The sequence below is a fragment of the Leclercia sp. M-A074-M genome (assembly GCF_965195605.1).
Lineage (GTDB): Bacteria > Pseudomonadota > Gammaproteobacteria > Enterobacterales > Enterobacteriaceae > Enterobacter.
Genome location: NZ_CBDAHM010000002.1, coordinates 310,992 through 331,414, shown reverse-complemented (window position 1 = coordinate 331,414; position 20,423 = coordinate 310,992). Strand labels below are relative to the sequence as shown.

Genomic DNA, 20,423 nt, shown 5'->3' with positions numbered 1-20,423 from the left:
TTTACCGGCGGATCACCACCAGCTTCTGGTTCACAAACTCTTTGATCCCCAGATCCGACAGCTCACGCCCGTAACCAGAACGCTTCACCCCGCCAAACGGCAGCTCTGCCGCGGTATCGGTGAGCCAGTTGATCCACACCATCCCGGTTTCGATCTTCGAGGCCATCTTTCTGGCACGATCGGTATCTTTACTGAAGATCGCGCCGCCCAGACCGTAGTGCGAGTCGTTGGCGAGTTTCACCGCCTCCTCATCATTTTTCACCACATAAATCTGCGCCACCGGGCCGAAGAACTCTTCGAAGTACGCCGGGTTATCGCGGGTGATATTGGTCAGGATGGTCGGCTCAAAGAAGCTGCCCTCGCGTTGCACCGGTTTGCCGCCGTAATGCAGCGTGGCGCCATTTTTCACCGCCTCATCGACCTGCTTTGTCAGGGTTTCCAGCGCGTCTTTCGAGGAGAGCGGCCCAAGCGTGGTGCTCTCGTCCAGCGGATCGCCAATCTTCACCTGCTTAAAGGCTTCGGTGTACTTCGCCAGGAACTCCTCCGCCACTTTCTCGTGGATAATAAAGCGTTTGGCTGCGGTACAGACCTGTCCGGCATTGGCCAGGCGCGCATTGACGCCAATTTTTACCGCCTTCTCCAGATCGGCATCGTCCAGCACCACAAAGACGTCGTTACCGCCCAGCTCAAGGGTCGATTTTTTGATGTGCTTCGCCGCCTGGGCCGCCACGATGCTACCGGCCTTCTCAGACCCGGTCAGCGCCGCGCCCTGCACACGATCGTCAGCGATGATATTGGCCACCTGATCTGAAGAGATAAACAGGTTAGTCCACGCCCCGTCCGGAGCGCCGGCTTCGCGCACCAGATGGGCGAAGGTCTCGGCACAGTGTGGCACGATGCTGGCATGTTTGGCGATAACCGGGTTACCCGCCGCCAGGTTCGGTGCCAGCACGCGCATCAGCTGGTAGTAAGGGAAGTTCCACGGCTCTACGGCCATCACCACGCCGATGGGGTGATGCTCCACCCACGCTTCGCCAAGCTCCGACGGATACTTCACCGGCGCAAGAAACTGCTTCGCATTGTCGGCGTAGTAGCGGGCTATCTGGGCGCAGAGTTTTACCTCGCCACGGCTCTGGGCTATGAGTTTACCCATCTCCTCGCTGGCGATTTTTGCCAGCTCTTCAGTGCGGGAATCAATAAGGTCCGCCAGCTTATGCAGCACCGCCAGGCGCTTGTCGATACTGCCCTTTGACCAGTCGGAATGGTAGAGCGCATCAGCCGTATTCAGCGCCGCTTCGACGTCAGCATCAGTATGAGAAGGATATTCTTTGATGAGTTTGTTGTTGGCAGGATTCACTGTCTGATAGGCCATTGTTGCCTCCTTTTTTACCGCTTGGGGTATTAAGAGTAGTCAAAATAGCTGGTTTCGCAGGTAAAGTTAGGTATACAGGGTGTGCCACCCGGCGGGTGGCGTGAGATATAATTGCTCCATTCAGGCGACGCAGCGTTCGTTCCAGCTGTCTTTGAAGACAATCTTTTCCTATTCGCTTTTTTTTCTGGCAAGAGATTTTTCTAATACACCAATAACGTTTAAACATACGTAGAATACAACAAGCCATAACGCGGCATAAACGAACTTCATTGGCCACACGACAGGCAACATAAGGCAAACTATAAACCCGCCTACAAATAATACGGCTTCAAACAAACTCCAGATCTGAACCGTCAAGAATATCAAAGCCTTTAAAATATGCTTATACATACAGGAGAAAAAATTGCTATTTTTCATTTAATTTACTGTCACGATTTCTATTTTTCTAAATAGAGCCACCATCGTTGGCTTGCTATAAAAACCGCTTCCACAAAGGGTTTTACGAGGGTGAAGCCAATTATATCGAGCGCGCCACCTTCAGGTGGCATCTGTTATTTTAGATCACTAAAATTTCCCGCGAACCTCATTACCCCACTGTTCATCGGTAGTTTCTGGAATATCGCTATAATCGATTTCCTTATCAGACTTTTCTGCCAATGCTAACAGTTCATTAGTATGCAGGATAATATGTAGTGGCATATCATCGCGTTTGAGTCTCACCACTGCATGCTTTTTCATGTCCATATGAATTAACGTACTCCTGTAGCAGTAAGATTAATCACAGGGATAACCAGATTTTCCTGAGCGTAGAACATTGTAAGATTACTGAAAGAGTAGATACGCCCTGATAACTTAACATTGATAGTATTTCCGTAGCCGCTAATTATGGCACTGCCATTATCTGAAACAAGAAAAGGCTCACTTTCCCTGAGCTGCTCTATCGTCTGATTTTTTTTATCCAGGTAATAACGATAGACATCAGGCACGGTTGCCCCACCCCCATACTGCGTGACGTAAAGCGTCACGTTTTCTGAAATCTCCTTTTGCATCACTAAACGATCGTCGCTTCGACTCTCCATGAAGTATTCATAAGAAAAATAGCCTGCAACGATAATAAGTAACAGGATGGTGATCAGCCGATGTAACCATTTAATAGCCGTGCTGACGTGCATAGTTTATTCCCTGTTTAATCCAAAACTGATCGCGCGGGTCGTCACCATAGGGAAATTCGCCATGCCATGCACCCCATTGTGGACGCGACGTCTTAGCATGTGACTGCGCAAAACCCGCTCCCATATAGAGCGTTTTCTCAGGTATACCCGCGGCAAATCCTGTTGCACCATAATTAAAATTGCCAAAATTTGCCAGTTTTCTGTCTTGCTGTTTGTAATCCCAGGGCCCTCGATTCCGGACTTATTGATAGAACCAGTAATAAGTTTGCGGCAAGGCCATATTTCTCGACATTCCATTTATACGCGCCTCGCGCATATTCTTATGAATAAGATCCAAACCCTCTTTGGGTAATAATGGTATAACGGCCATATATTCATTCCTTTGATAATTTCGCCTATAAGTCCATGATGCGTCGTCGCTATTTTATTTAACCCTGAATTTTATACCACTATTCTTATCACATAACGACCTCTCCCAAATTATTCCAGGCGACACCTTTGTCCGCTCATGCTATAAGCACCTAAACCCCTTACCCTTCACACTGGTGACCGCTATGCCCCATACCCGCCAAGTCAATCAGACCTTCATACGCCAGCCCGGCGTGGAGCTGCGCAGCACCTGGCAGAGCACGCAAGCCTATAAGCGTCACAGCCATGCCCAGCTTTCTATTGGCGCCATTCTCGAGGGGCAAACCTGCTGCACCTGCAACGGCGAGCCGTTCACCCTCCATCCTGGCGATCTAATTGTGATCCCCGCGCATCTGCCGCACAGCTGTAACCCCGTTGCGGGACAACCCCGCAGTTACCACATGCTCTATCTGGAGACTGACCTTCAGCCCGCCATGCAGGTGATCCGCAGCGAAGCGCTTTTCCGCCAGTATCTGGCTGTGGTTGACACGCTGTCGCCCGGGGCGATCAACGCCCTGCTATCTGCTCTGGCTGAAAGCAGCGCCACGCCTGAGCCTCTTCGTCCTTCCAGCCTTGCGCTGTTACAGACCCTGCGCCAAAGCCTGCAGGAACCGCCCTCGCTGGATGTTTTAGCCCGACGCTTTTCCCTGCGCAAAGAGACGCTAATCAGAACCTTTAAGCAGGATACCGGCCTGACCCCCGGCACCTTCCTTGCCATCTCAAGGGTAGAGTTCGCCAAAGCCCGACTGCGCGCCGGGGACAACATCGCAGACGTCAGCTACCAGAGCGGCTTTGCCGATCAGAGCCACTTCCATAAAACCTTTGTCAGCTACACCGCCGCCACGCCGCGCCAGTACGCAACCGGGCGATCAATATCCGACAATAATTAGCGCGCCATCCCCTGTAGCCTGACCTCAGTTTTGCTGATGAGGTCACTATGGAACTGACTACCGCTCTCTTTCCGCCCGCTTTTCTGGCGCTCGCGCTGGCGCACTTCGTCGCCCTGCTCAGCCCCGGCCCGGATTTCTTTTTGCTGATGGGATTCGCCGCCCGTCATCGCCTGCGCGGCAGCGCCGGGTTGTGCGTGGGGATAGCCCTGGGCAATGGGCTCTATATCCTGCTGGTGATCGTTGGCGCCAGCGCGTTGCGTCAGTTCACGCTACTGTTTAACGCCATTGAACTCCTGGGTGGGCTGTATCTGCTGTGGATAGGCTGGCATCTGCTCCATAGCCGCGCCCGCACCCTGAAGCTGGATAATGCGGAGCCGGAACGCCCAGGCTTACGCAGGCAGCTTCTGCTCGGCCTGGGCTCGGCGGTATTAAATCCGAAAAACGCCCTCTTTTACCTGGCGCTGATGACTGCCCTGCTCGGGCCGAATGTGACGCTGCTCCAGCAGTCGGTAAGCGGCATCTGGATGGTCACAGTGGTGCTGGCGTGGGATCTGGCGGTGGTGTCGTTCATCGCCCTGCCCGCCGTTCAGCGGCGGCTGAGCGACCACCTCTGGAAGATAGAGCGCGTGGCGGGGGTAGTGCTGATTGCGTTTGGCGTAGGGATTTTATGGCGATTCTTCTTACCCTTGTGAATGCAGAGAAAACGCCTGATGGCGCTACGCTTATCAGGCCTACAACCCCCTGGCACTCCTCGTAGCCCCGGTAAGCGCAGCGCCACCGGGGAAAATGCCCGCTCCCTTGCCCCTTCGCCTTTTCTCCCTCTATCCTTAACCCTATGGAAAAACTCGCTGAACTCAAACGCGCCAAGCTACTGGCGCTGTCGCTGCTGCTGATTGCCGCCGCGACCTTTATCGCTACCCTCTTTCTGCCACAAACCTTCTGGGTGCGCGGCGTAAAAGCCATTGCCGAAGCGGCGATGGTTGGCGCGCTGGCGGACTGGTTTGCCGTGGTGGCCCTGTTTCGTCGCGTACCGATCCCCTTTATTTCGAAACATACGGCGATTATCCCGCGCAATAAGGACCGGATTGGCGACAATCTCGGCCAGTTTGTGCAGGAGAAGTTTCTTGATACCCAGTCGCTGGTGGCGCTCATCCGCAAGCATGAACCGGCGCTGCTTATCGGCAACTGGTTCAGCAAGCCGGACAACGCCGAGCGCGTCGGGCAGCACATCATGCAGGTGATGAGCGGTTTTCTGGAGCTGACAGACGACGGGCGCATTCAGCGGATGCTGAAGCGGGCGGTGCATAAAGCGCTGGATAAGGTCGATTTCAGCGAAACCAGCGCCGCCATGCTGGAAAGCATGACGAAAAACGGGCGTCATCAGGTGCTGCTGGACGCGGTGATTAATCGCCTGATTACCCTGCTGCAGCGCGACAGCACGCGCGATTTTATCGCCGCGCAAATCGTCCACTGGCTGAAGACCGAACATCCGCGCAAATCGATGGTGCTGCCCACCGAGTGGCTGGGGGATCAGAGCGCCGAGGTGGTTTCAAACGCGGTGAATGCCATCCTGGATGATGTCAGCCACGATCGTACCCATCAGATCCGCCAGGCCTTCGACCGCGCGGTATTTAAGCTGGTTGATAACCTGAAAAACGACCCGGAAACCGCGGCCAAAGCCGAGAACATCAAAACGTATCTGAAGAACGACGAGGCGTTTAACCGCTATCTGGGCGAGATGTGGGCCGACCTGCGCCAGTGGCTGAAGGCCGATATGCAGCGCGACGACTCCCGCGTGAAGCAGCGCCTTGCCAACGCCGGGCTGTGGTTTGGTGAAACCCTGGTGGCGGACAACAACCTGCGCGCCTCGCTGAACGAACATCTGGAGCAGGCCGCGCACCGCGTGGCACCCGATTTTGCCCGCTTCCTCACCCGTCATATCAGCGACACGGTAAAAGGCTGGGATGCCAAAGATATGTCCCGCCAGATTGAGCTGAACATCGGCAAGGACTTACAGTTTATCCGCGTCAACGGCACGCTGGTGGGCGGCACGATTGGGCTGATCCTGTTTTTACTCTCACAACTGCCGGAACTCCTGCCGCTGCTGGGCCGCTAAAAAAAGGCCGGATCGCCGGCCTTCTGCACATTACGCCAGCCAGCCGCCCTGATCGATCTCCAGCAGCAGCAGGATGGTTAATGCCTGGGCGTAGGGCACCGGGGCCATCGCGATATCGCAGTAGTACTGAATATCCCAGCCCAGCATGGTGCCGCGGGAGGCTTCCAGCACAATCCCCTCCTCGTCAATGCGCGCCATCACCGCCTCGAACGCCCGCAGGGCATGCCTGCTCACCGCCGCATCCAGAATGCCCATCCGCACGCCGCGCAGCATCCCCCAGGCGATACCCGCCGTGGCGGAGGACTCCTGCGGCGAAAGCGGATCGTCCAGCACCGTGTGCCACATGCCGTTCTCCGCCTGCAGATCGCACAGCGTGCGCACCTGACGCGCCACCACCTGCGCCAGATAGCGACGTACGCTGGCGTCCAGATGCTCGCCCATCAGCGCGATAAATTCCGGAATGGCGACGGTGATCCACGCGTTGCCGCGCGCCCAGAACGCCCCGGCGAAATGGTGCTTATCGACAAAGGTCCAGCCGTGATACCACAGCCCGCTCACCGGATCGCTGAGATAGCGGGTGTGGAGCAGGAACTGGTAGCTCGCCTCGTCGATCAGATCCCGGCGTTTGAGCACAATCCCCGCCACCCCGAGGAACAGACAGGTCATAAACAGCGTGTCATCCCACAGCTGGCCGGTGTTCGCCTGCTCTTTCACCACGTGCTGGAATCCGCCCTCTTCGGTTTTTGGCAGGTCGCGCAGCAGGGCGTCGGCCCAGTCGCTGACCGTCTCAAGCAGATCCTGGCGCTGATGATGCCCGGCCACCAGCGCCAGGGCGATCATCGGCGCGGTGGTGTTGATCTGCATCTCCGGCAGCCCTTTCGCAATCTGCGTTTCGTACCACGCCAGAATCGACTGCTGCAGCGCCGCATCCTGCTGGTGTTCCGCAAAGCGCCAGAAGCCGTACAGCCCGACGCCAATCTCCCATTCCCACTCTTCGAAGTTGATGGAGAACCCGTCTCCAGCCCCCACTTCATCAAGATTTTTCAGTCGGCAGAAACCGCGCACCACGCGATCCAGTATTTTCCTCTGCTGCGCGCTGTTCATGCTGTCGCCCCTTTTAAGAATGTTTCTGCATGGGCCAGTAATGCCCCGGTATCGGCGGCACGTGCGAGCGCCAGACGTTGCTGTTGATGCCCCAGACGGCCAGAAGCGATAAACAGCGCATCCGGGAACAATTTCCCCGCCAGATACTGCGCCGTCTGGAAGGCGAGTACGTTCTCCTCGCCCCAGAACGCCATCACGTCGCAGCCCCGCTCATCGTGCCAGTAGCGATAGCCCAGCAGCGTGGATTTTATCCGCCGCCACAGCACCGCCGGGAAGTGCTCTCCCTGATGGCGATGCCAGAGAACGAGCAGCGACAGGAGTGAAAACACCGAGCCCGCTTCCCGGGCGCTGACGCGCTTCAGGGTGCTGTACAGCAGCGCGTCGAGTTCCGGGCCATATTCCCGCTGCGCCATCAGCGTCAACAGGCGTTGGCCGCTATCGTCGTGGGCCGTCGTGCTGTGCGCAGGCGGCGTGTACTGCCGTGGGGCGCTGAGCTGCGGGCACGCCTCCGGCAGCCCATAGCCAAGCGGGATCGCGTCGAGGTAGACCATTTGCAGGGCAAATGTTGTATCGCGTTCAAACAGTTCATCCAGATGGATCAGCAGGCGGTTCTTACCGGCGCTCAACGGTAGCGCGACCTCGGTGTGCTGCATGCGGTTGCGGGTGAAGGGCGTAAAGCAGGCCAGCGGCTCGTCGTCACGCCAGATCCGCACGCCGCCGCAGGTCGTCAGACGAAAGGTAAAGGTGCCGCTATGGGGCGCAAAAAGATCCACCCGCAGCCAGCGCTGCAGATGGTACGCCAGTGGATAAAAGCCCGAAAAAGAGAGAATGTTGTTGTCGCCGCTAAAAACCCCTTCCCGGCACGGCAGAGCCTGGGCGGGATCCACCCGCCGCCGGGCGTGGGTCTTCAGGAACACCCGACGGCAAAACGACGGCGCATCCGGCCCCACCTCAATGGTGGGCTCTGTCGTTTCACCGGTATAGAACTCGGCAAAGCGCTCTGCTTTTGCCGCTGACCCCAGAAAACGCGTGAGTGCGTCGCCCTGTGCTAACTGCCAGTCACCTTGTGACATATCTTCCTCATCAACCCGTCCATTACGCCGCTATCATCAGCAGATTGGCCTTGCGGGGCGAGCAGCCCAGGAGGGGGATTGGAGGGATATGCCTGACAACTCACAAACCGGACGACAGGCAGCGATGCAGCGTGATGCCGATCACACCACGCAACCGGCAAGGAAGAAGAATGATGAGGACGATCACGTCAGGTTTTTAGCCCTCTCCACCTGACGTGATGTTGATCACACTAAGACTTCAGCGCTTTCAGCTCTTCGCTCAGGCTGTCCGCCAGCGCGCGCACGCGGGAGGCATCGAACAGCACGTGCATGCCGGGAGAAGCATCGGCATGCTTTAAGCAGAAGTCGTCCAGTTCGGCGGCGCTGCGATAGAGCTCCTGGATGTTGATCTGGCAGATTTCGCGCATGCTCCAGCTGTTCTCCACCTCGCGGGCAAAGCGCAGGGTAAAGAACGCCTTCTGGGCATGGACAAACAGATGGCAATAGAGGGCAAAGCCCTGCCACTCCTCAAGCCAGCGGCGTTTCAGCGCATACGGGAAGGCGGCGGTGTCGGTAAAGCGCAGGGCCGCTTCCTGTAACGTCTGCGAGGCGTCCCGGGCCTCGTCTTTTTCGCGGGCAATGCGCGCCAGCGACGCGGCAGAGGCTTCCACGTCGCTGGCGCTGAAGAAAATATCGCGCTCCGAACCCGGCAGCCAGTGGTTGCGGTTGAGCTGCCCGTAGAGGCTCCACACTGCCTGGCCATAGCTTTCCGGCACCTGACTGTGGCGATGAAAAACGTGATCGCGCACGTAGATGGCGCCATAGAGCACCTGCCCGGCCTGCTCAAGCAGCGCGTGGAAGGCAGCAAAAGTGTCGGCATCCGGCTGCCAGCCATAGCGCTCATCCAGCCAGCTATGCAGCAGTTGCGCCACGCTAAGGTGGCTGCCTTCGCTGGCTAACATCCGGCTACAGGCAACCAGATTGCACTCGCTCAGGGTGCCCATCACCCAGTGGTTATCCACCCCTTCCCAGCTGGCTTTGCACACCACGCCGCGGATCGCCGGATTCGAGCGGCACCACAGCAGACGCCCCTGCAGTTCGTCGATGCGCAGCCAGGGAAAGACGCCCCAGCCCACCTCTTCGCCCACCAGATCGATATCCGCCCACACTTCGCGCTCCTCCACCGCCAGCAGGGCCGGGTTATTGGGAAATGACTGCCAGAAACGTTCCGGAGTGAGTTTAATGGAGACGCTGACGCTCTCGGGCAGCGGGCGGATTGCCTCCAGCACGTTGTGCAGATCGTGATTGCCCGCCGGAAATACCCGCAGCACCAGATGTTTATTTTCGGCCTGCATGGTGCGGGACATGGCATTAAAGCAGCGGCTGTAGATGGCCAGGCTTCGGGCGTCGCGCTGGACCTGATTGACTTCGCCCTCTGCCTGTAACTCCCAGTTAGGGCGCGACACGGGCAGCAGGCCGTCGGTGCTGGAGATCGCGACCAGCAGGCCGCTAATGGCAGGAATCCGCTGGCAGATCAGGGCGATTTTACGGGTCAGGAACCCGCACCAGAAATCAACGTCGAGGCGCACGCCGTGGCCCGGCTCAAACAGATGCGGGTGCGCCAGCAGCAGTTCGGTAGGGAAGCTGAACTCTTTGGCCTGCAGGTAAAAACGCAACCCCTTTTGCTGGCAGAGTTGGCCCAGCCGGTTGAGGTAGACGCAGCGGGCACGCTGCTGGCTGGAGAGGCGGTCGTTGTCGAGATGCGGCGTATAGCCTTTCGGGGAGACCAGTTTGTCGAACAGATCCACCTGCCCGACAACCACGGTGTTAAAGTCATGCGCGACGGCCCAGTCCACCAGTTCGCAAGCCTTTTCCCAGTTCCAGTAAGCCTGATTATTCAGCTCCAGCGCCCGCGTCTGCCACATAGATCCCTTCCCTTTGTCATCCGATTAGCCAACCGGCATTACTACCACAGAAGGATGAATTAATGTGCAGACTACCGCACATTATCATTTATCCCCGGCGGGTGGCGTGATGATATAGCGCGTCGGCGCAAAGCAGTTAAGAAACAGATGCATAAGGAACACGATCGTCAGGGTCGCCACCAGCGCCACCGTCACCGAGACGATGCGGTAGAGATCGCTGAACACCAGGTCGCCGTCCGGGTGCATGTTCTGGCCGAACATAATGCCGATGGTGGTGATGCTGGCAAAACCGACCCCGGCCCCCACCTTCTCCATCACGTGCAGGCGGGCGCCAAACGCCAGCCCGAGCCCAATCAGCGGCATCATCAGCAGCATGTGGCTGCTGTGATCGTAGAGCACCATCTGCACCAGCAGAATATAGAGGCAGCCGAGCACCACCCCCACCACGCGCCACAGCGAACTCATTACCGCGCCGCGATAGTGCATCGGGAAGAGGATCAGGATGCCCGCCATCAGCGCCGACAGCGAATCGCTGAGATCGCTTATCTGGAACACCACAAAAATCAGCGTCGCCACGGTCCCGGAGAGCAGCGATTCGTGGCGCACGCGGGCGGCGTCTTTCTCCAGCCGCGGCGGTGGCGTTCGCGGTTCGACATCCGGCAGCAGATAGTGCATCAGCGCGCTTAAGCAAACCGCCATCACGCTGGCTTCGAGGTTGGAAAAGAGCAGCGTGTGCCAGTTGGTGGTGGGGTAGCTCATAAAGTTGAGCATGGTGCTCTGGCACACCACCCCCATCGAGCCAAAGAGGAACAGCGGCCCCTGGCTCATAAAGCGAAAACGCATCACATAGAGGCCAAACACCACCAGGGTCATGATCACTGGCCATTGCGCCAGATAACCGATGATAAACACCATTTCAATGCAGTTCAGCGCCGAACTGAACACAAACTGTTTTGCCACGTGGCGGTTAAACACCGGCACCAACGACAGCAGCATGATCGGGTAGATCACGAAAAAGACGCCGTAGCTGGTGTTGTAGAAGCTCGACACGCTCAGGGCGATCATCCCGGCAAAGACGATGCGCAGCGTCTGGCGAAAGTCGTTGGCGGTGTAGACGATGTTGCCGTGCGGGGTAAAGACCCGCGCCAGGGTATTAATAGACATAATCAGTACACATAGTGCAGCAGGCTGACGAGGTGGATCTGCATCCCGGAGAAGAAGCGGGCAAACGGACCTTCGCTGTTATAGAGCTGCACGGTGGCGCGCGCCCCGGTCGGCAGGTGCTTTGGCAGCGGCTCGTCCAGCGCCACGTGAATGCGCATGCGCTGCGCGTCTCGCACCCAGCGGTTGGAGGTTTCCGGCTCAGAGAGCTGGCCGTTGACGGCCTCCTGCCCGGCCAGAATACCGGCGTCGCTGCTGGTGACGTGGGCGCGGAAAACGTGGCCCGGGAAGGCGTCAAACACCACGGCGGCATCGGTTCCCTGACGGGTATGGCGCAGGCTCTTTTCCCGGAAATCGGCGACGATATCGCTCTGGTTATTCACCAGCGCCAGCGCCGCCGAGCCGGAGGTGGCATAAAAACCGGGGCTCAGCTGCACGTTACTGACGGTCCCGTCCGCCTCGGCGTAGATTTTCGTCCAGCGGAGATTGAGTTCCGCCTCGTCCAGCGCGTTGCGGTATTTTTGCAGGGTCACGTTACGCTTTTCGTCCCGCTCGCCGCGCTCAATACGCAGCTGATGGATGGTGGCTTCCAGATTCGCCACCGCCTGCTCGCTGCCCTGCCAGGTGGTGCGGACTTTATCCAGATCCGCCTGGGAGACGTTCTGCAACGTGCTGAGTTTCTGATAGCGATCGAAGGTAACTTTGTCGTTACGGGCGGTGAGCTGGGCGGTTTTCAGGCTCGCCTGGGTCGCCACAATTTGCGCGTCCAGCTGCTGATTGGCGAGACGCGCCTGCTCCAGCGCGATCTGCGCCGCTTCCACTTTATTACGGAATGGCGTCGGATCGAGTTCAAACAGCAAATCGCCCCGCTTCACCTGGCTGTTATTATGCACGTGCACCGCCGCTACATAGCCGGAGACGCGCGCGGAAACGGGCGTCACCACACGCATCACCGTGGAGTCCGGCGTCAGCGGGATCCAGATATCAGCGATAATGAAATAGACAAACATCAGCAGGAAAGAGGCAATACTTACCCTTACCCAGCGGGCAAACTTTTGTTCAGGGGTCATGATTATTCGGTCTTGTTATCTTCTTCGCGGATAGTCCGCAAGTTGCAGGCGATTTGATTGAGTGTGGCGCTGAAAATCTCGAGATGTTCCGGGGCGATATTCTGCGATACCCGCTCCTGGAACGTCTCGATAATCTGGGTCAGGGTTTTCAGCACCGCGTTACCCTCGGGTGTGAGCGTCAGCAGCCGGATACGCTTGTCATAAGGCGATGTAGTGCGCAGCAGGTAGCCCTGCTTTTCCAGCTGTGAAAGGGTGCGCATCAGCGGCGGCAGTTCAATGCCCTGCACCTCCGCCAGTTCGCTCACCGAGACGTTATCCCCCAACTGCTTTAGCTGCATCATCACCGTCCAGCTCGACTGGGTTAACCCGGTGTCGAGAATGGCTTCGTCAATCACTGCGCGCCACTGACGCACAATCATTGCCATCCGCATGCCCATCGGCCTGCGGCAGAACAGATCTTCTTCACGCATGGGGGATCCTCGTTTCACACGCTGAGAAGATAATAGTTATCAGGGTAAGTATCAAGAAACGAGGATTTTAAGAGCAGGAATTGCGAAACGTTCAGGCTAGTTAATCACCTTATGCAACGTGTTCTGAAAGGGCTTGTGCTCCTGGGAAAATAAGAGAAACTCGGATGCTGAAAGGTATTGTTCAACGGCATTCCATGCCACGACTTCGGTATAAAGCTCCGCGATCAGCGTCACCAGTTCGTGGTTTTTATTCATCCACACTTCATGTTTAAATAACGTGGCTTTATTTTTATCGCTCAATAATGAGACCAGAGATTTTATCTCTTTCAGGGTGTTACGTAGCGTAACCGGCAGATCGTGGCTGCTGAGCCGGGAAATATAATTCTCGGAAAGGGCGGCCAGACTATCCGGCGCACACTCCCCACCCGCGAGAGAAATAACGCTTTGAAATAACACGCTTTCAGCATAGCTTTTTAATGTTGACATAATTTATACACGTCCCTGTTAATATATTCCATTATGCGAGCAACTTAATATCCAAGCTGCAATTATAAGTATCAACTTTTCATAAAGCGTGAGGTTTGGCAATCGTAATAATATTAATTATTGATATAAGACAATTCTAATAAACAATATAATGAATAAATATGAATTCAGCTAAATGGATTCACAGCACAAATAATATCTATTCGTAAGGGCGCCGAAGTATACGCCGGGAAAGCACACACGTTGATTGAAAATCCCGCCTTTCCGATTTATAGTCCATGTACGGAAAAATTCCGTACGTTAAAGATCACTTCTGGAGTAAAAATGTCAGCACTGAAAAAACAGCGCATCGACCTCAGGTTAACGGAAGAAGACAAGGATCTGATCGAAGAGGCTGCGGCGATGACTAACCAGACAATTACCCAGTTTATGGTTAACAGTGCCTCTGAACGTGCTGCAGAGGTCATTGAGCAGCATCGTCGTCTCATCCTCAATGAAAATTCGTGGAACCGGGTGATGGATGCGCTCGACAATCCGCCAGAGCCGAACGACCAGCTGAAACGCGCAGCGAAACGCTTACAAAACATGGAGTAAGGCGTGACTAAACTGACGATAAGGATGTTTTCGCATGAGGCTCGCTATGATTTAACAGACTTCAATTGCGGGGATAGCACCCTGAACCGCTTTCTGTTCGATCACCTTGCACGCCAACACAGCGGGCGCCTGCTACGCGCCTATCTTCTTGTCACCGATGACCCTGAGCCAAAAGTGCTGGGTTACTATACGTTGTCCGGCAGTTGCTTTGAGAAAGAGACACTGCCCTCAAAAACGCAGCAGCGCAAAGTGCCGTACGTCAATGTGCCCAGCGTCACGTTAGGACGTCTCGCCATACATCAGGATTTCCAGGGACAGGGCTGGGGGATGACGCTGGTGACCCATGCCATGAAAGTGGTCTACCTGGCCTCACAGGCCGTTGGCATTCACGGCATGTTTGTGGATGCACTCAACGATAAAGCGAAAGCGTTTTATCTCAAGCTCGGCTTTATCTCGCTAACCGGCAGCAATGCCAACTCTCTTTTTTATCCTACAAAATCAATCGAGAAGCTGTTTGTTGAGTAGGTTGCGAATCGTCGGGTGGCGCGTAGCGATCCCGGCGTACGGGATACACACCTCAACGGCGGAAATACCGGTTAATGGCCCGCTGGCCTGACGCCGTCACCGTCACTTCACGAAACCCTTCCACCCGCTGGATCCAGCCTTTGGCTTCCAGATGAACCAGCAGCGCTGCACCTGCCTCACCGCCCAGATGGAAGCGGCGCTCGCTCCAGTCCAGGCAGGCGCTACAGGCTTTGCGCCGGGTGTTAGCCTTAAGCGCGATACCCAGGGCCAGGAACGCCTCGCGGCCTTTCCCGGTAAGGGCAGAACCGTCCGCCATCAGCCAGCCCTCGGCCTGCATAAAATCATAGATTTGCACGGCGACCATGCCCGCCAGATGGTCGTAGCAGGTGCGGGCATAACGCATCGACGCAGGCGCGGTGGTTTCCGGTGGCGTGATACGGCTCCACGATAGCCCCATCATCTGCTCCACCAGCTCAGCGACGTCGTGCCCCGCCAGACGATAGTAGCGATGCCGCCCCTGAGAAAGGCAGGTAATCAGCCTGCCGTCCACCAGCCGGGCGAGATGACCGCTGGCGGTTGAAGGGGCCACATCCGCCGCCGCGCTAAGCTCCGTGGCGGTCCACGCCCGCCCGTCCATCAGGGCACAGAGCATTTTGATACGCGACGGGTCGGCCATCGCCGCTGCGACAGCCGCAACGGCCAGCTCCAGTGCAGCGCTGTTATCAGGAGGTAAACTCGTCTTTAGCATTGGCAGCCCATGGCGCGGTGATCTCTGCGGCCAGCTTATCATTATCCGTCAGCAGAATAAGGTGATTCGCGTGATCGCTGTACTGCGTCAGGATAGTCACCCCCTGCGACGCCAGCGCCGCGGCAATCTCACCCAACTCGCCGGGGCGCGCCTGTTTCAGCTTACGGATCAGCGGTTTTCGCACCGCTTTCACATTAAAACCCGCGGCAAGGAGCACGCGCTGGGCCTTTTCGCCCTCCTCCACCAGGAAATGCGCCTCTACGCCAAACACGCCGCCGCCCTCCAGCCCTACGCCGTTGCGCCCCAGCAGTTGACCAAAACGTGCCAGCTCGCCGGGTGTGTCGTTGAATATCACATGGATGTCATACATCGGCGTGCCCTCTGGTTTCTGAGCTGTAATCCCGCACCACCTGCGCCACGCGAATACGGTAACAGGAAAAAATGGACGCCTGCCCTTCGGCCTGCGCGGCCTGGTGAAACACGTTTTGCTTCCAGTGGCGAATCGCCTCTTCATCCCGCCACCAGGAGAGGGAGAGAATTTTGCCCTCGGTGGACAGGCTCTGGAAACGTTCGATATCGATAAAACCGTCGATATCCGCCAGCAGCGGCTTCAGCTCCGCGGCCAGCTGCAGATAACGCGCCTGATGCGCGGGCGCGGCTTTGGCTTCAAACAGGACTGCGATCATGATCTCTCTCCGTTGTGAGGTTAAAGAGAGCATGAAGGAAAGAGAAACGTGATGCTTCGGTGATGAGCGAAATGTCGCTTTTGTGCGCCGGGGCTGCCGGGTGGCGCTGCGCTTACCCGGCCTACCCAGGTACGAACCGTAGGCCCGGCAAGCTTGCGCCGCCGGGCGTTTTTTAGCCAAGGATCGACTTCGGCTCCATAAACGCGCTGATGTTCCAGGCCCCCATCTCGCGCCCCACGCCGGAGTGCTTAAATCCGCCAAACGGCGCTTTGGGCTCGTGTGTGAGGGTATTGACCAGCACGCGACCCGCCTGGATCTGCTGCGCCACGCGCCGGGCACGCCCGCTGTCGCCACCGAGCACCAGCGCGCTCAGGCCATAGTCGGTGTCATTGGCAATGGCGATGGCCTCCGCCTCATCGCGGTAGGCGATCACGCACAGCACCGGACCAAAAATCTCTTCCCGGGCGATAGCCATCTGGTTATGCACATCGGTGAACAGCGTTGGCCGGACAAACCAGCCGTCCCGGGTACCCTCCGGCCGCCCTACCCCGCCCGCCAGCATACGCGCCCCCTCTGCCAGCCCTTTCTGAATATACCCCTGCACCCGCTGCCACTGTCTCTCGCTCACCATCGGGCCGACCACGGTCTTCGCATCGCGCGGATCGCCCGACTTCACCACCGCGATGGCCTGGGCCAGCGCCTGCTCGAATTCCGCTTTCCGCGACTGCGGCACCAGGATGCGCGTACCGGCCACGCACGCCTGCCCGCTGTTCATCAACCCGGCTTGGATCGCCAGCGGAACCGCCTGTCTGATATCGGCATCCTCAAGAATGAGCGTCGGGGATTTACCGCCCAGCTCAAGGGTAACGCGGGTAAAGTTCTCCGCCGCGTTGCGCAGGATCGCTTTGCCGGTCCGGGTCGACCCGGTAAAGGAGATTTTTGCCACATGCGGGTGACGGCTAATCGTCTCCCCCACCGTATCGCCGCGTCCGGTCACGATGTTAAACACCCCCGGCGGCAGATCTGCGGCATGCAGCGCCTCGGTCACAATCTGCGTTTGCAGGGCGCTCATCTCGCTGGGCTTGATCACCGCGGTGCAGCCTGCAGCCAGCGCCGCCGCCAGTTTGCCGCAGATAAAGCCCGCATCGCTGTTCCACGGGGTGATAAGCCCGGCCACGCCAAGCGGGGTCATCTCTACTGTGGCCGCACCCGCGACGGTCGTAAATTCGAACGCCTCCAGCGCCGCAATGGCCTGGGCAATCACCTCTGCCGGATAGCTCGCCATCCAGGCCGAGCGCGACGCGGGGGCACCATACTCCTCAACCACCGCCGCCAGAAGATCGTCGTGGCGGGCGGCCACCGCCGCGTGCATCCGTTGCAGGGCGGCAATGCGCACCTGCTTTGTGGTTTTCGACCACGCCGGAAACGCAGCTCTGGCCGCGGCAATGGCACGTTCGCCATCCACCGCGTCGGCCAGACGCACCTGACCGATGACGCGTGCCGTCGCCGGGTTATACAAATCGAAGCGCTCCGTGCCGTGTGGGGTGACAAACTCACCGTTGATATAAACCTGTTCGATGTGATGCATAGCGACCTCCTCAGACTGGATGCAGCGAGTCTGACACGCCTTCTCCGTTACGATAATCCACGCTATGCTGCAAAGGTTGTTTCGATTTTCAGGATAATCTATGCACCGTTCAGGACTGACAGAGCTGGAAGTGGTCATGGCCGTAGTGCGTCGCGGCAGCTTTCGCGCCGCCGCCCAGGAGCTGGGGATGTCGGCCACCGCCGCGAGTAATGCCATTGCCGGGCTCGAAAGCCGCCTGCAAACGCGCCTGTTCAATCGCACCACCCGCAGTGTGGCCCTCACCGAGGCGGGGCAACGCTTTGTCGCGCGCGTGGGGCCGGCTTTGCAGGAGATCCGCCAGGCCAGCCTGGAGATCCACAGCGATGCCGACGAGCCCGCTGGCATCCTGCGCCTGAACGTGCCGAACAACGTCGGCGCCCTGTTCCTGGACGCGCTGCTGATCGACTACATGATCCGCTACCCGAAAATGCGCGTCGAAGCGGTAAGCGAAGCGCGGATGATCGATATCGTGGCGGAAGGGTACGACGCCGGGATCCGCCTCGCGGAATCGGTCCCGCAGGATATGATCGCCGTGCCGCTTACCCCCGATATCCGCCAGCTCATCACCGCCACGCCAGACTATTTTGCCCGTCACGGCATTCCGCGTACGCCGGACGATCTGCTGCAACATCAGGGGATCGGCATGCGGATGGCGCACGGCGGGATCTACCGCTGGGAGCTGGAGCGGCGCGGAGAGCAGATTGCCCTGGCGGTGGTGCCGCGTTTTGCCACCTCGAATCTATTTGCTTCGATCCGGGCGGTAAAAGCCGGGCTGGGGGTGGGATTTTTACCGGAACTCTATATTCAACAGGAGCTGCAAAGCGGGGAGCTGGTGAGCGTGCTGGAGGAGTGGACGCAGCCCTTTGCCGGACTGCGTCTCTATTACCCTGGCCATCGTCACGTCCCGCCTGGGTTGCAGGCGCTGGTGGCGATGATCCGCGAGCGGGGCCTTACTCGAGGTTAGCCTTGTTAAGACCGTAGGCACCGTCGAGGGAGCCCGGCTCCATACGGGAGGTGATGCCTAAGCGGTTCCAGGCGTTGATCGCCACAATGGCAAAGTTCAGCTCTGAAATCTCCTTTTCCGAGTAGTGTTCCGCCACGCTGCGATAGAGAACGTCACTGATCCCGTGCGGGCCGATCTGCGTCAGCGCTTCGGCGAAGGCCAGCGCCGCTTTTTCCCGGGCGCTGAACAGCGGGGATTCACGCCATGCGGCCAGATGGTAGAGGCGCAGCTCGCGCTCGCCCGCAATTTTCGCCTCTTTCGCGTGCATATCCAGACAGAAGGTACAGCCGTTGAGCTGGGAGACACGAATGTCGATCAGGTGCTTCAGCGCCGGGTCGATGGAGGTCTGGCTCACCGCCATGCTCAGGTCGGAGAGCGCTTTAGCGAGGGCAGGTGTGGCTTTATGGTGGTTAACGCGAGTGCTCATGGTCTTTCCTCTTTTGTGCGGTACAGGTCATGCGATGGGGCAAATTTACGCCGTTCATGACATAGTAAAAAGATACAAAAACTGCGAAACGAGGTAGGACATGAAACCGGGCTATCACCAGATCTATACCCGCTACCGGGATAACATCACCCGTGGCGTACTGAAGCCCGGCGACAAGGTGCCCGCCATTCGCGTGCTGGCGGAGGAGCTGAAGGTCGCGCGCAAAACGGTGGAAACCGCCTACGCCATTCTCATCGGCGAGGGGTATCTGGTGAGCCAGGGGGCGCGCGGTACCCGGGTGAACCCGGACTTAAACCTCCCCGCCGCGCCACCGCCGCCCGACGATCCCGTCACCGGCACGTTACCGGAGTCCCTGGTCAGCCAGCGCGAACGGGCCGGTTTTTTACGCCCCGGCATTCCGGCGCTGGACAGCTTCCCCTACAAAAAATGGCTGCTGCTGGCGGGCCAGGCGGTGCGCGCCATGCGTCAGGAGGAGATGCTCAACCCGCCGGTGATGGGCTGGGCTCCCCTGCGCCAGGCGATTGCCCGCTACCTGAACATCTCCCGCGGGCTGACCTGCACGCCGGATCAGGTGCTGATCACCAGCGGCTACAGCGGTAGCCTGCGCCTGATCCTCGATACCCTCGCCAGCCGCAACGACAAGGTGGTGTTTGAAGATCCGGGCTATTTTATGGGCCAGCAGCTGCTGCGGCGCATCGTGCCCCGGCTCTATACGGTGCCGGTAGATCGTGCGGGGATGGACACAGACTACCTGCTGCACCACCACGCCGACGCCCGGTTTGCCATCGTCACCCCATCGCACCAGAGCCCGCTGGCGGTTACCCTCTCGCTGCCGCGCCGTCAGCAACTGCTCGACTGGGCCACCCGCAACGAGGCGTGGATCATTGAGGATGACTATGACGGCGAGTTTCACTACACCCGCAAGGTGCTGCCGTCGCTGAAAAGCCTCGATCGCCAGGATCGGGTGATCTACATGGGCACCTTCAGCAAAACCGTGATGCCGTCCCTGCGCCTCGGCTATGTGGTGATGCCCGCCAGCACGGTAACAGCTTTTAACGACTGCGCCGATCTGCTCGCCAGCGGCCAGCCGGTGCTGACGCAAAAGATCCTCACCGCCTTTATCAACGACGGCCACTTCTTCCGCCATCTGAAAAAGATGCGCGCGCTCTATCAACAGCGACGCGACTGGATGATTGCCGCCCTGCACGCGGTCTACGGCGACCGGTTTTTCACCGAGCAGAACGACGGCGGGATGCATATCGTGGCGTTCTTAACCAAAGGCAGCTGTGATCTGGAGATCGCCCACTGCTGGCAACAGCAGCAGTTACAGGTCAACGCCCTGTCGGCGTGGTACAGCGGCTCGGGCAAGCGCTACGGGCTGGTGATGGGGTATAACAACGTGCGGTCGTACCAGGAGGCGGTGGCTCTGCTGGAAAAACCGAAACAGCAGACGCTGGCACTGTTGCGCTGACAAGCGCCGGGTGGCGGCTACGCCTTACCCGGCCTACGGTTCGTGCCCTTGTAGGCCCGGTAAGCGCAGCGCCACCGGGCAGCAGACCGCACAAC

Annotated in this window: 24 protein-coding genes; 8 read left to right on the top strand and 16 right to left on the bottom strand. The window is 58.2% G+C overall.

The window, feature by feature from the left end:
• Window position 1 precedes the first annotated feature (1 nt).
• The 4 genes from ACOKCT_RS05260 to ACOKCT_RS05245 form a co-directional block, all read right to left on the bottom strand.
• On the bottom strand, window positions 2-1,372 hold the full coding sequence (locus tag ACOKCT_RS05260) for an NAD-dependent succinate-semialdehyde dehydrogenase (RefSeq protein ID WP_214421590.1): 1,371 nt from the start codon (window positions 1,370-1,372) through the stop codon (window positions 2-4).
• A gap of 564 nt (window positions 1,373-1,936) precedes the next feature.
• The gene (locus ACOKCT_RS05255; protein ID WP_420193246.1) at window positions 1,937-2,116 is read right to left on the bottom strand and encodes a hypothetical protein; all 180 of its coding nucleotides are present in this window, start codon (window positions 2,114-2,116) and stop codon (window positions 1,937-1,939) included.
• A gap of 5 nt (window positions 2,117-2,121) precedes the next feature.
• Window positions 2,122-2,544 (bottom strand): hypothetical protein, encoded by a 423-nt coding sequence (locus ACOKCT_RS05250; RefSeq protein ID WP_103178112.1) that lies wholly within the window; start codon window positions 2,542-2,544, stop codon window positions 2,122-2,124.
• The gene (locus ACOKCT_RS05245) at window positions 2,522-2,740 is read right to left on the bottom strand and encodes a polymorphic toxin type 44 domain-containing protein (protein WP_420193293.1); all 219 of its coding nucleotides are present in this window, start codon (window positions 2,738-2,740) and stop codon (window positions 2,522-2,524) included. Before ACOKCT_RS05245 ends, ACOKCT_RS05250 begins: the two co-directional genes overlap by 23 nt.
• A gap of 358 nt (window positions 2,741-3,098) precedes the next feature.
• Here ACOKCT_RS05245 and ACOKCT_RS05240 point away from each other — a divergent pair, with 358 nt between their 5' ends.
• The 3 genes from ACOKCT_RS05240 (at window position 3,099) to ACOKCT_RS05230 (ending at window position 5,958) form a co-directional block, all read left to right on the top strand.
• Complete coding sequence (locus ACOKCT_RS05240; protein WP_114388032.1) at window positions 3,099-3,842, top strand: AraC family transcriptional regulator; 744 nt, start codon at window positions 3,099-3,101, stop codon at window positions 3,840-3,842.
• 47 nt (window positions 3,843-3,889) lie between these two features.
• A complete protein-coding gene (locus ACOKCT_RS05235; protein ID WP_420193245.1) occupies window positions 3,890-4,534 on the top strand; it encodes a LysE family translocator in 645 nt (214 codons plus the stop codon).
• A 143-nt stretch (window positions 4,535-4,677) separates the two neighbouring features.
• Entirely contained in the window at window positions 4,678-5,958 is a 1,281-nt protein-coding gene (locus ACOKCT_RS05230) for a DUF445 domain-containing protein (protein ID WP_420193244.1), read from the top strand.
• Between the two features lie 30 nt (window positions 5,959-5,988).
• Here the strand turns inward: ACOKCT_RS05230 and ACOKCT_RS05225 are convergent, their stop codons facing one another.
• Window positions 5,989-7,062, bottom strand: a complete 1,074-nt coding sequence (locus tag ACOKCT_RS05225; protein ID WP_420193243.1) for a glycoside hydrolase family 88/105 protein — start codon at window positions 7,060-7,062, stop codon at window positions 5,989-5,991.
• Window positions 7,059-8,135 (bottom strand): hypothetical protein, encoded by a 1,077-nt coding sequence (locus tag ACOKCT_RS05220; protein WP_420193242.1) that lies wholly within the window; start codon window positions 8,133-8,135, stop codon window positions 7,059-7,061. The genes ACOKCT_RS05225 and ACOKCT_RS05220 overlap by 4 nt, the downstream gene beginning before the upstream one ends.
• A gap of 88 nt (window positions 8,136-8,223) precedes the next feature.
• On the opposite strand from ACOKCT_RS05220, the gene ACOKCT_RS05215 reads away from it, so the two are divergent.
• Window positions 8,224-8,349 carry a hypothetical protein gene (locus ACOKCT_RS05215; protein ID WP_255410173.1) on the top strand — a complete coding sequence of 42 codons (126 nt, stop codon included), beginning with the start codon at window positions 8,224-8,226 and terminating at the stop codon, window positions 8,347-8,349.
• Between the two features lie 16 nt (window positions 8,350-8,365).
• On the opposite strand, the gene ACOKCT_RS05210 is transcribed toward ACOKCT_RS05215, so the two are convergent.
• The 5 genes from ACOKCT_RS05210 to ACOKCT_RS05190 form a co-directional block, all read right to left on the bottom strand.
• On the bottom strand, window positions 8,366-10,039 hold the full coding sequence (locus ACOKCT_RS05210) for a hypothetical protein (RefSeq protein WP_420193241.1): 1,674 nt from the start codon (window positions 10,037-10,039) through the stop codon (window positions 8,366-8,368).
• A gap of 84 nt (window positions 10,040-10,123) precedes the next feature.
• Complete coding sequence (locus ACOKCT_RS05205; protein WP_103823107.1) at window positions 10,124-11,203, bottom strand: DUF2955 domain-containing protein; 1,080 nt, start codon at window positions 11,201-11,203, stop codon at window positions 10,124-10,126.
• Between the two features lie 2 nt (window positions 11,204-11,205).
• Window positions 11,206-12,273: an HlyD family secretion protein gene (locus tag ACOKCT_RS05200; protein WP_103823106.1), complete on the bottom strand. Its 1,068-nt coding sequence runs from the start codon at window positions 12,271-12,273 to the stop codon at window positions 11,206-11,208.
• The gene (locus ACOKCT_RS05195) at window positions 12,273-12,740 is read right to left on the bottom strand and encodes a MarR family winged helix-turn-helix transcriptional regulator (protein ID WP_114315995.1); all 468 of its coding nucleotides are present in this window, start codon (window positions 12,738-12,740) and stop codon (window positions 12,273-12,275) included. The genes ACOKCT_RS05200 and ACOKCT_RS05195 overlap by 1 nt, the downstream gene beginning before the upstream one ends.
• A gap of 96 nt (window positions 12,741-12,836) precedes the next feature.
• Window positions 12,837-13,226: a hypothetical protein gene (locus ACOKCT_RS05190; protein WP_420193240.1), complete on the bottom strand. Its 390-nt coding sequence runs from the start codon at window positions 13,224-13,226 to the stop codon at window positions 12,837-12,839.
• A 324-nt stretch (window positions 13,227-13,550) separates the two neighbouring features.
• Here ACOKCT_RS05190 and ACOKCT_RS05185 point away from each other — a divergent pair, with 324 nt between their 5' ends.
• Window positions 13,551-13,820 (top strand): DUF1778 domain-containing protein, encoded by a 270-nt coding sequence (locus ACOKCT_RS05185; protein ID WP_103823103.1) that lies wholly within the window; start codon window positions 13,551-13,553, stop codon window positions 13,818-13,820.
• Between the two features lie 24 nt (window positions 13,821-13,844).
• On the top strand, window positions 13,845-14,345 hold the full coding sequence (locus ACOKCT_RS05180) for a GNAT family N-acetyltransferase (protein WP_220436665.1): 501 nt from the start codon (window positions 13,845-13,847) through the stop codon (window positions 14,343-14,345).
• A 52-nt stretch (window positions 14,346-14,397) separates the two neighbouring features.
• Here ACOKCT_RS05180 and ACOKCT_RS05175 read toward each other — a convergent pair whose 3' ends face one another.
• The 4 genes from ACOKCT_RS05175 to ACOKCT_RS05160 form a co-directional block, all read right to left on the bottom strand.
• Window positions 14,398-15,093, bottom strand: a complete 696-nt coding sequence (locus ACOKCT_RS05175; protein ID WP_420193239.1) for an ArsR/SmtB family transcription factor — start codon at window positions 15,091-15,093, stop codon at window positions 14,398-14,400.
• On the bottom strand, window positions 15,068-15,463 hold the full coding sequence (locus tag ACOKCT_RS05170; RefSeq protein WP_220435283.1) for an amino acid-binding protein: 396 nt from the start codon (window positions 15,461-15,463) through the stop codon (window positions 15,068-15,070). Before ACOKCT_RS05170 ends, ACOKCT_RS05175 begins: the two co-directional genes overlap by 26 nt.
• A complete protein-coding gene (locus tag ACOKCT_RS05165) occupies window positions 15,456-15,779 on the bottom strand; it encodes an antibiotic biosynthesis monooxygenase family protein (RefSeq protein ID WP_420193238.1) in 324 nt (107 codons plus the stop codon). Before ACOKCT_RS05165 ends, ACOKCT_RS05170 begins: the two co-directional genes overlap by 8 nt.
• Before the next feature lie 172 nt (window positions 15,780-15,951).
• Entirely contained in the window at window positions 15,952-17,367 is a 1,416-nt protein-coding gene (locus tag ACOKCT_RS05160) for an aldehyde dehydrogenase family protein (RefSeq protein WP_420193237.1), read from the bottom strand.
• A gap of 100 nt (window positions 17,368-17,467) precedes the next feature.
• On the opposite strand from ACOKCT_RS05160, the gene ACOKCT_RS05155 reads away from it, so the two are divergent.
• Window positions 17,468-18,370 (top strand): LysR family transcriptional regulator, encoded by a 903-nt coding sequence (locus tag ACOKCT_RS05155; RefSeq protein WP_420193236.1) that lies wholly within the window; start codon window positions 17,468-17,470, stop codon window positions 18,368-18,370.
• Here ACOKCT_RS05155 and ACOKCT_RS05150 read toward each other — a convergent pair.
• Window positions 18,357-18,836, bottom strand: coding sequence for a carboxymuconolactone decarboxylase family protein (locus ACOKCT_RS05150; RefSeq protein WP_103178094.1), 480 nt, complete (start codon window positions 18,834-18,836; stop codon window positions 18,357-18,359). The two genes, ACOKCT_RS05155 and ACOKCT_RS05150, sit on opposite strands and share 14 nt — an antisense overlap.
• A 100-nt stretch (window positions 18,837-18,936) precedes the next feature.
• On the opposite strand from ACOKCT_RS05150, the gene ACOKCT_RS05145 reads away from it, so the two are divergent.
• A complete protein-coding gene (locus tag ACOKCT_RS05145) occupies window positions 18,937-20,328 on the top strand; it encodes a PLP-dependent aminotransferase family protein (RefSeq protein WP_420193235.1) in 1,392 nt (463 codons plus the stop codon).
• Window positions 20,329-20,423 lie beyond the last annotated feature (95 nt).

Bases quoted from the DNA above. Each gene is read 5' to 3' on its own strand.
- ACOKCT_RS05260 (WP_214421590.1), bottom strand. From the start codon at position 1,372: ATGGCCTATCAGACAGTGAATCCTGCCAACAACAAACTCATCAAAGAA.
- ACOKCT_RS05255 (WP_420193246.1), bottom strand. From the start codon at position 2,116: ATGGACATGAAAAAGCATGCAGTGGTGAGACTCAAACGCGATGATATG.
- ACOKCT_RS05250 (WP_103178112.1), bottom strand. From the start codon at position 2,544: ATGCACGTCAGCACGGCTATTAAATGGTTACATCGGCTGATCACCATC.
- ACOKCT_RS05240 (WP_114388032.1), top strand. From the start codon at position 3,099: ATGCCCCATACCCGCCAAGTCAATCAGACCTTCATACGCCAGCCCGGC.
- ACOKCT_RS05235 (WP_420193245.1), top strand. From the start codon at position 3,890: ATGGAACTGACTACCGCTCTCTTTCCGCCCGCTTTTCTGGCGCTCGCG.
- ACOKCT_RS05230 (WP_420193244.1), top strand. From the start codon at position 4,678: ATGGAAAAACTCGCTGAACTCAAACGCGCCAAGCTACTGGCGCTGTCG.
- ACOKCT_RS05225 (WP_420193243.1), bottom strand. From the start codon at position 7,062: ATGAACAGCGCGCAGCAGAGGAAAATACTGGATCGCGTGGTGCGCGGT.
- ACOKCT_RS05220 (WP_420193242.1), bottom strand. From the start codon at position 8,135: ATGTCACAAGGTGACTGGCAGTTAGCACAGGGCGACGCACTCACGCGT.
- ACOKCT_RS05215 (WP_255410173.1), top strand. From the start codon at position 8,224: ATGCCTGACAACTCACAAACCGGACGACAGGCAGCGATGCAGCGTGAT.
- ACOKCT_RS05210 (WP_420193241.1), bottom strand. From the start codon at position 10,039: ATGTGGCAGACGCGGGCGCTGGAGCTGAATAATCAGGCTTACTGGAAC.
- ACOKCT_RS05205 (WP_103823107.1), bottom strand. From the start codon at position 11,203: ATGTCTATTAATACCCTGGCGCGGGTCTTTACCCCGCACGGCAACATC.
- ACOKCT_RS05195 (WP_114315995.1), bottom strand. From the start codon at position 12,740: ATGCGTGAAGAAGATCTGTTCTGCCGCAGGCCGATGGGCATGCGGATG.
- ACOKCT_RS05190 (WP_420193240.1), bottom strand. From the start codon at position 13,226: ATGTCAACATTAAAAAGCTATGCTGAAAGCGTGTTATTTCAAAGCGTT.
- ACOKCT_RS05185 (WP_103823103.1), top strand. From the start codon at position 13,551: ATGTCAGCACTGAAAAAACAGCGCATCGACCTCAGGTTAACGGAAGAA.
- ACOKCT_RS05180 (WP_220436665.1), top strand. From the start codon at position 13,845: ATGTTTTCGCATGAGGCTCGCTATGATTTAACAGACTTCAATTGCGGG.
- ACOKCT_RS05175 (WP_420193239.1), bottom strand. From the start codon at position 15,093: ATGCTAAAGACGAGTTTACCTCCTGATAACAGCGCTGCACTGGAGCTG.
- ACOKCT_RS05170 (WP_220435283.1), bottom strand. From the start codon at position 15,463: ATGTATGACATCCATGTGATATTCAACGACACACCCGGCGAGCTGGCA.
- ACOKCT_RS05165 (WP_420193238.1), bottom strand. From the start codon at position 15,779: ATGATCGCAGTCCTGTTTGAAGCCAAAGCCGCGCCCGCGCATCAGGCG.
- ACOKCT_RS05160 (WP_420193237.1), bottom strand. From the start codon at position 17,367: ATGCATCACATCGAACAGGTTTATATCAACGGTGAGTTTGTCACCCCA.
- ACOKCT_RS05155 (WP_420193236.1), top strand. From the start codon at position 17,468: ATGCACCGTTCAGGACTGACAGAGCTGGAAGTGGTCATGGCCGTAGTG.
- ACOKCT_RS05150 (WP_103178094.1), bottom strand. From the start codon at position 18,836: ATGAGCACTCGCGTTAACCACCATAAAGCCACACCTGCCCTCGCTAAA.
- ACOKCT_RS05145 (WP_420193235.1), top strand. From the start codon at position 18,937: ATGAAACCGGGCTATCACCAGATCTATACCCGCTACCGGGATAACATC.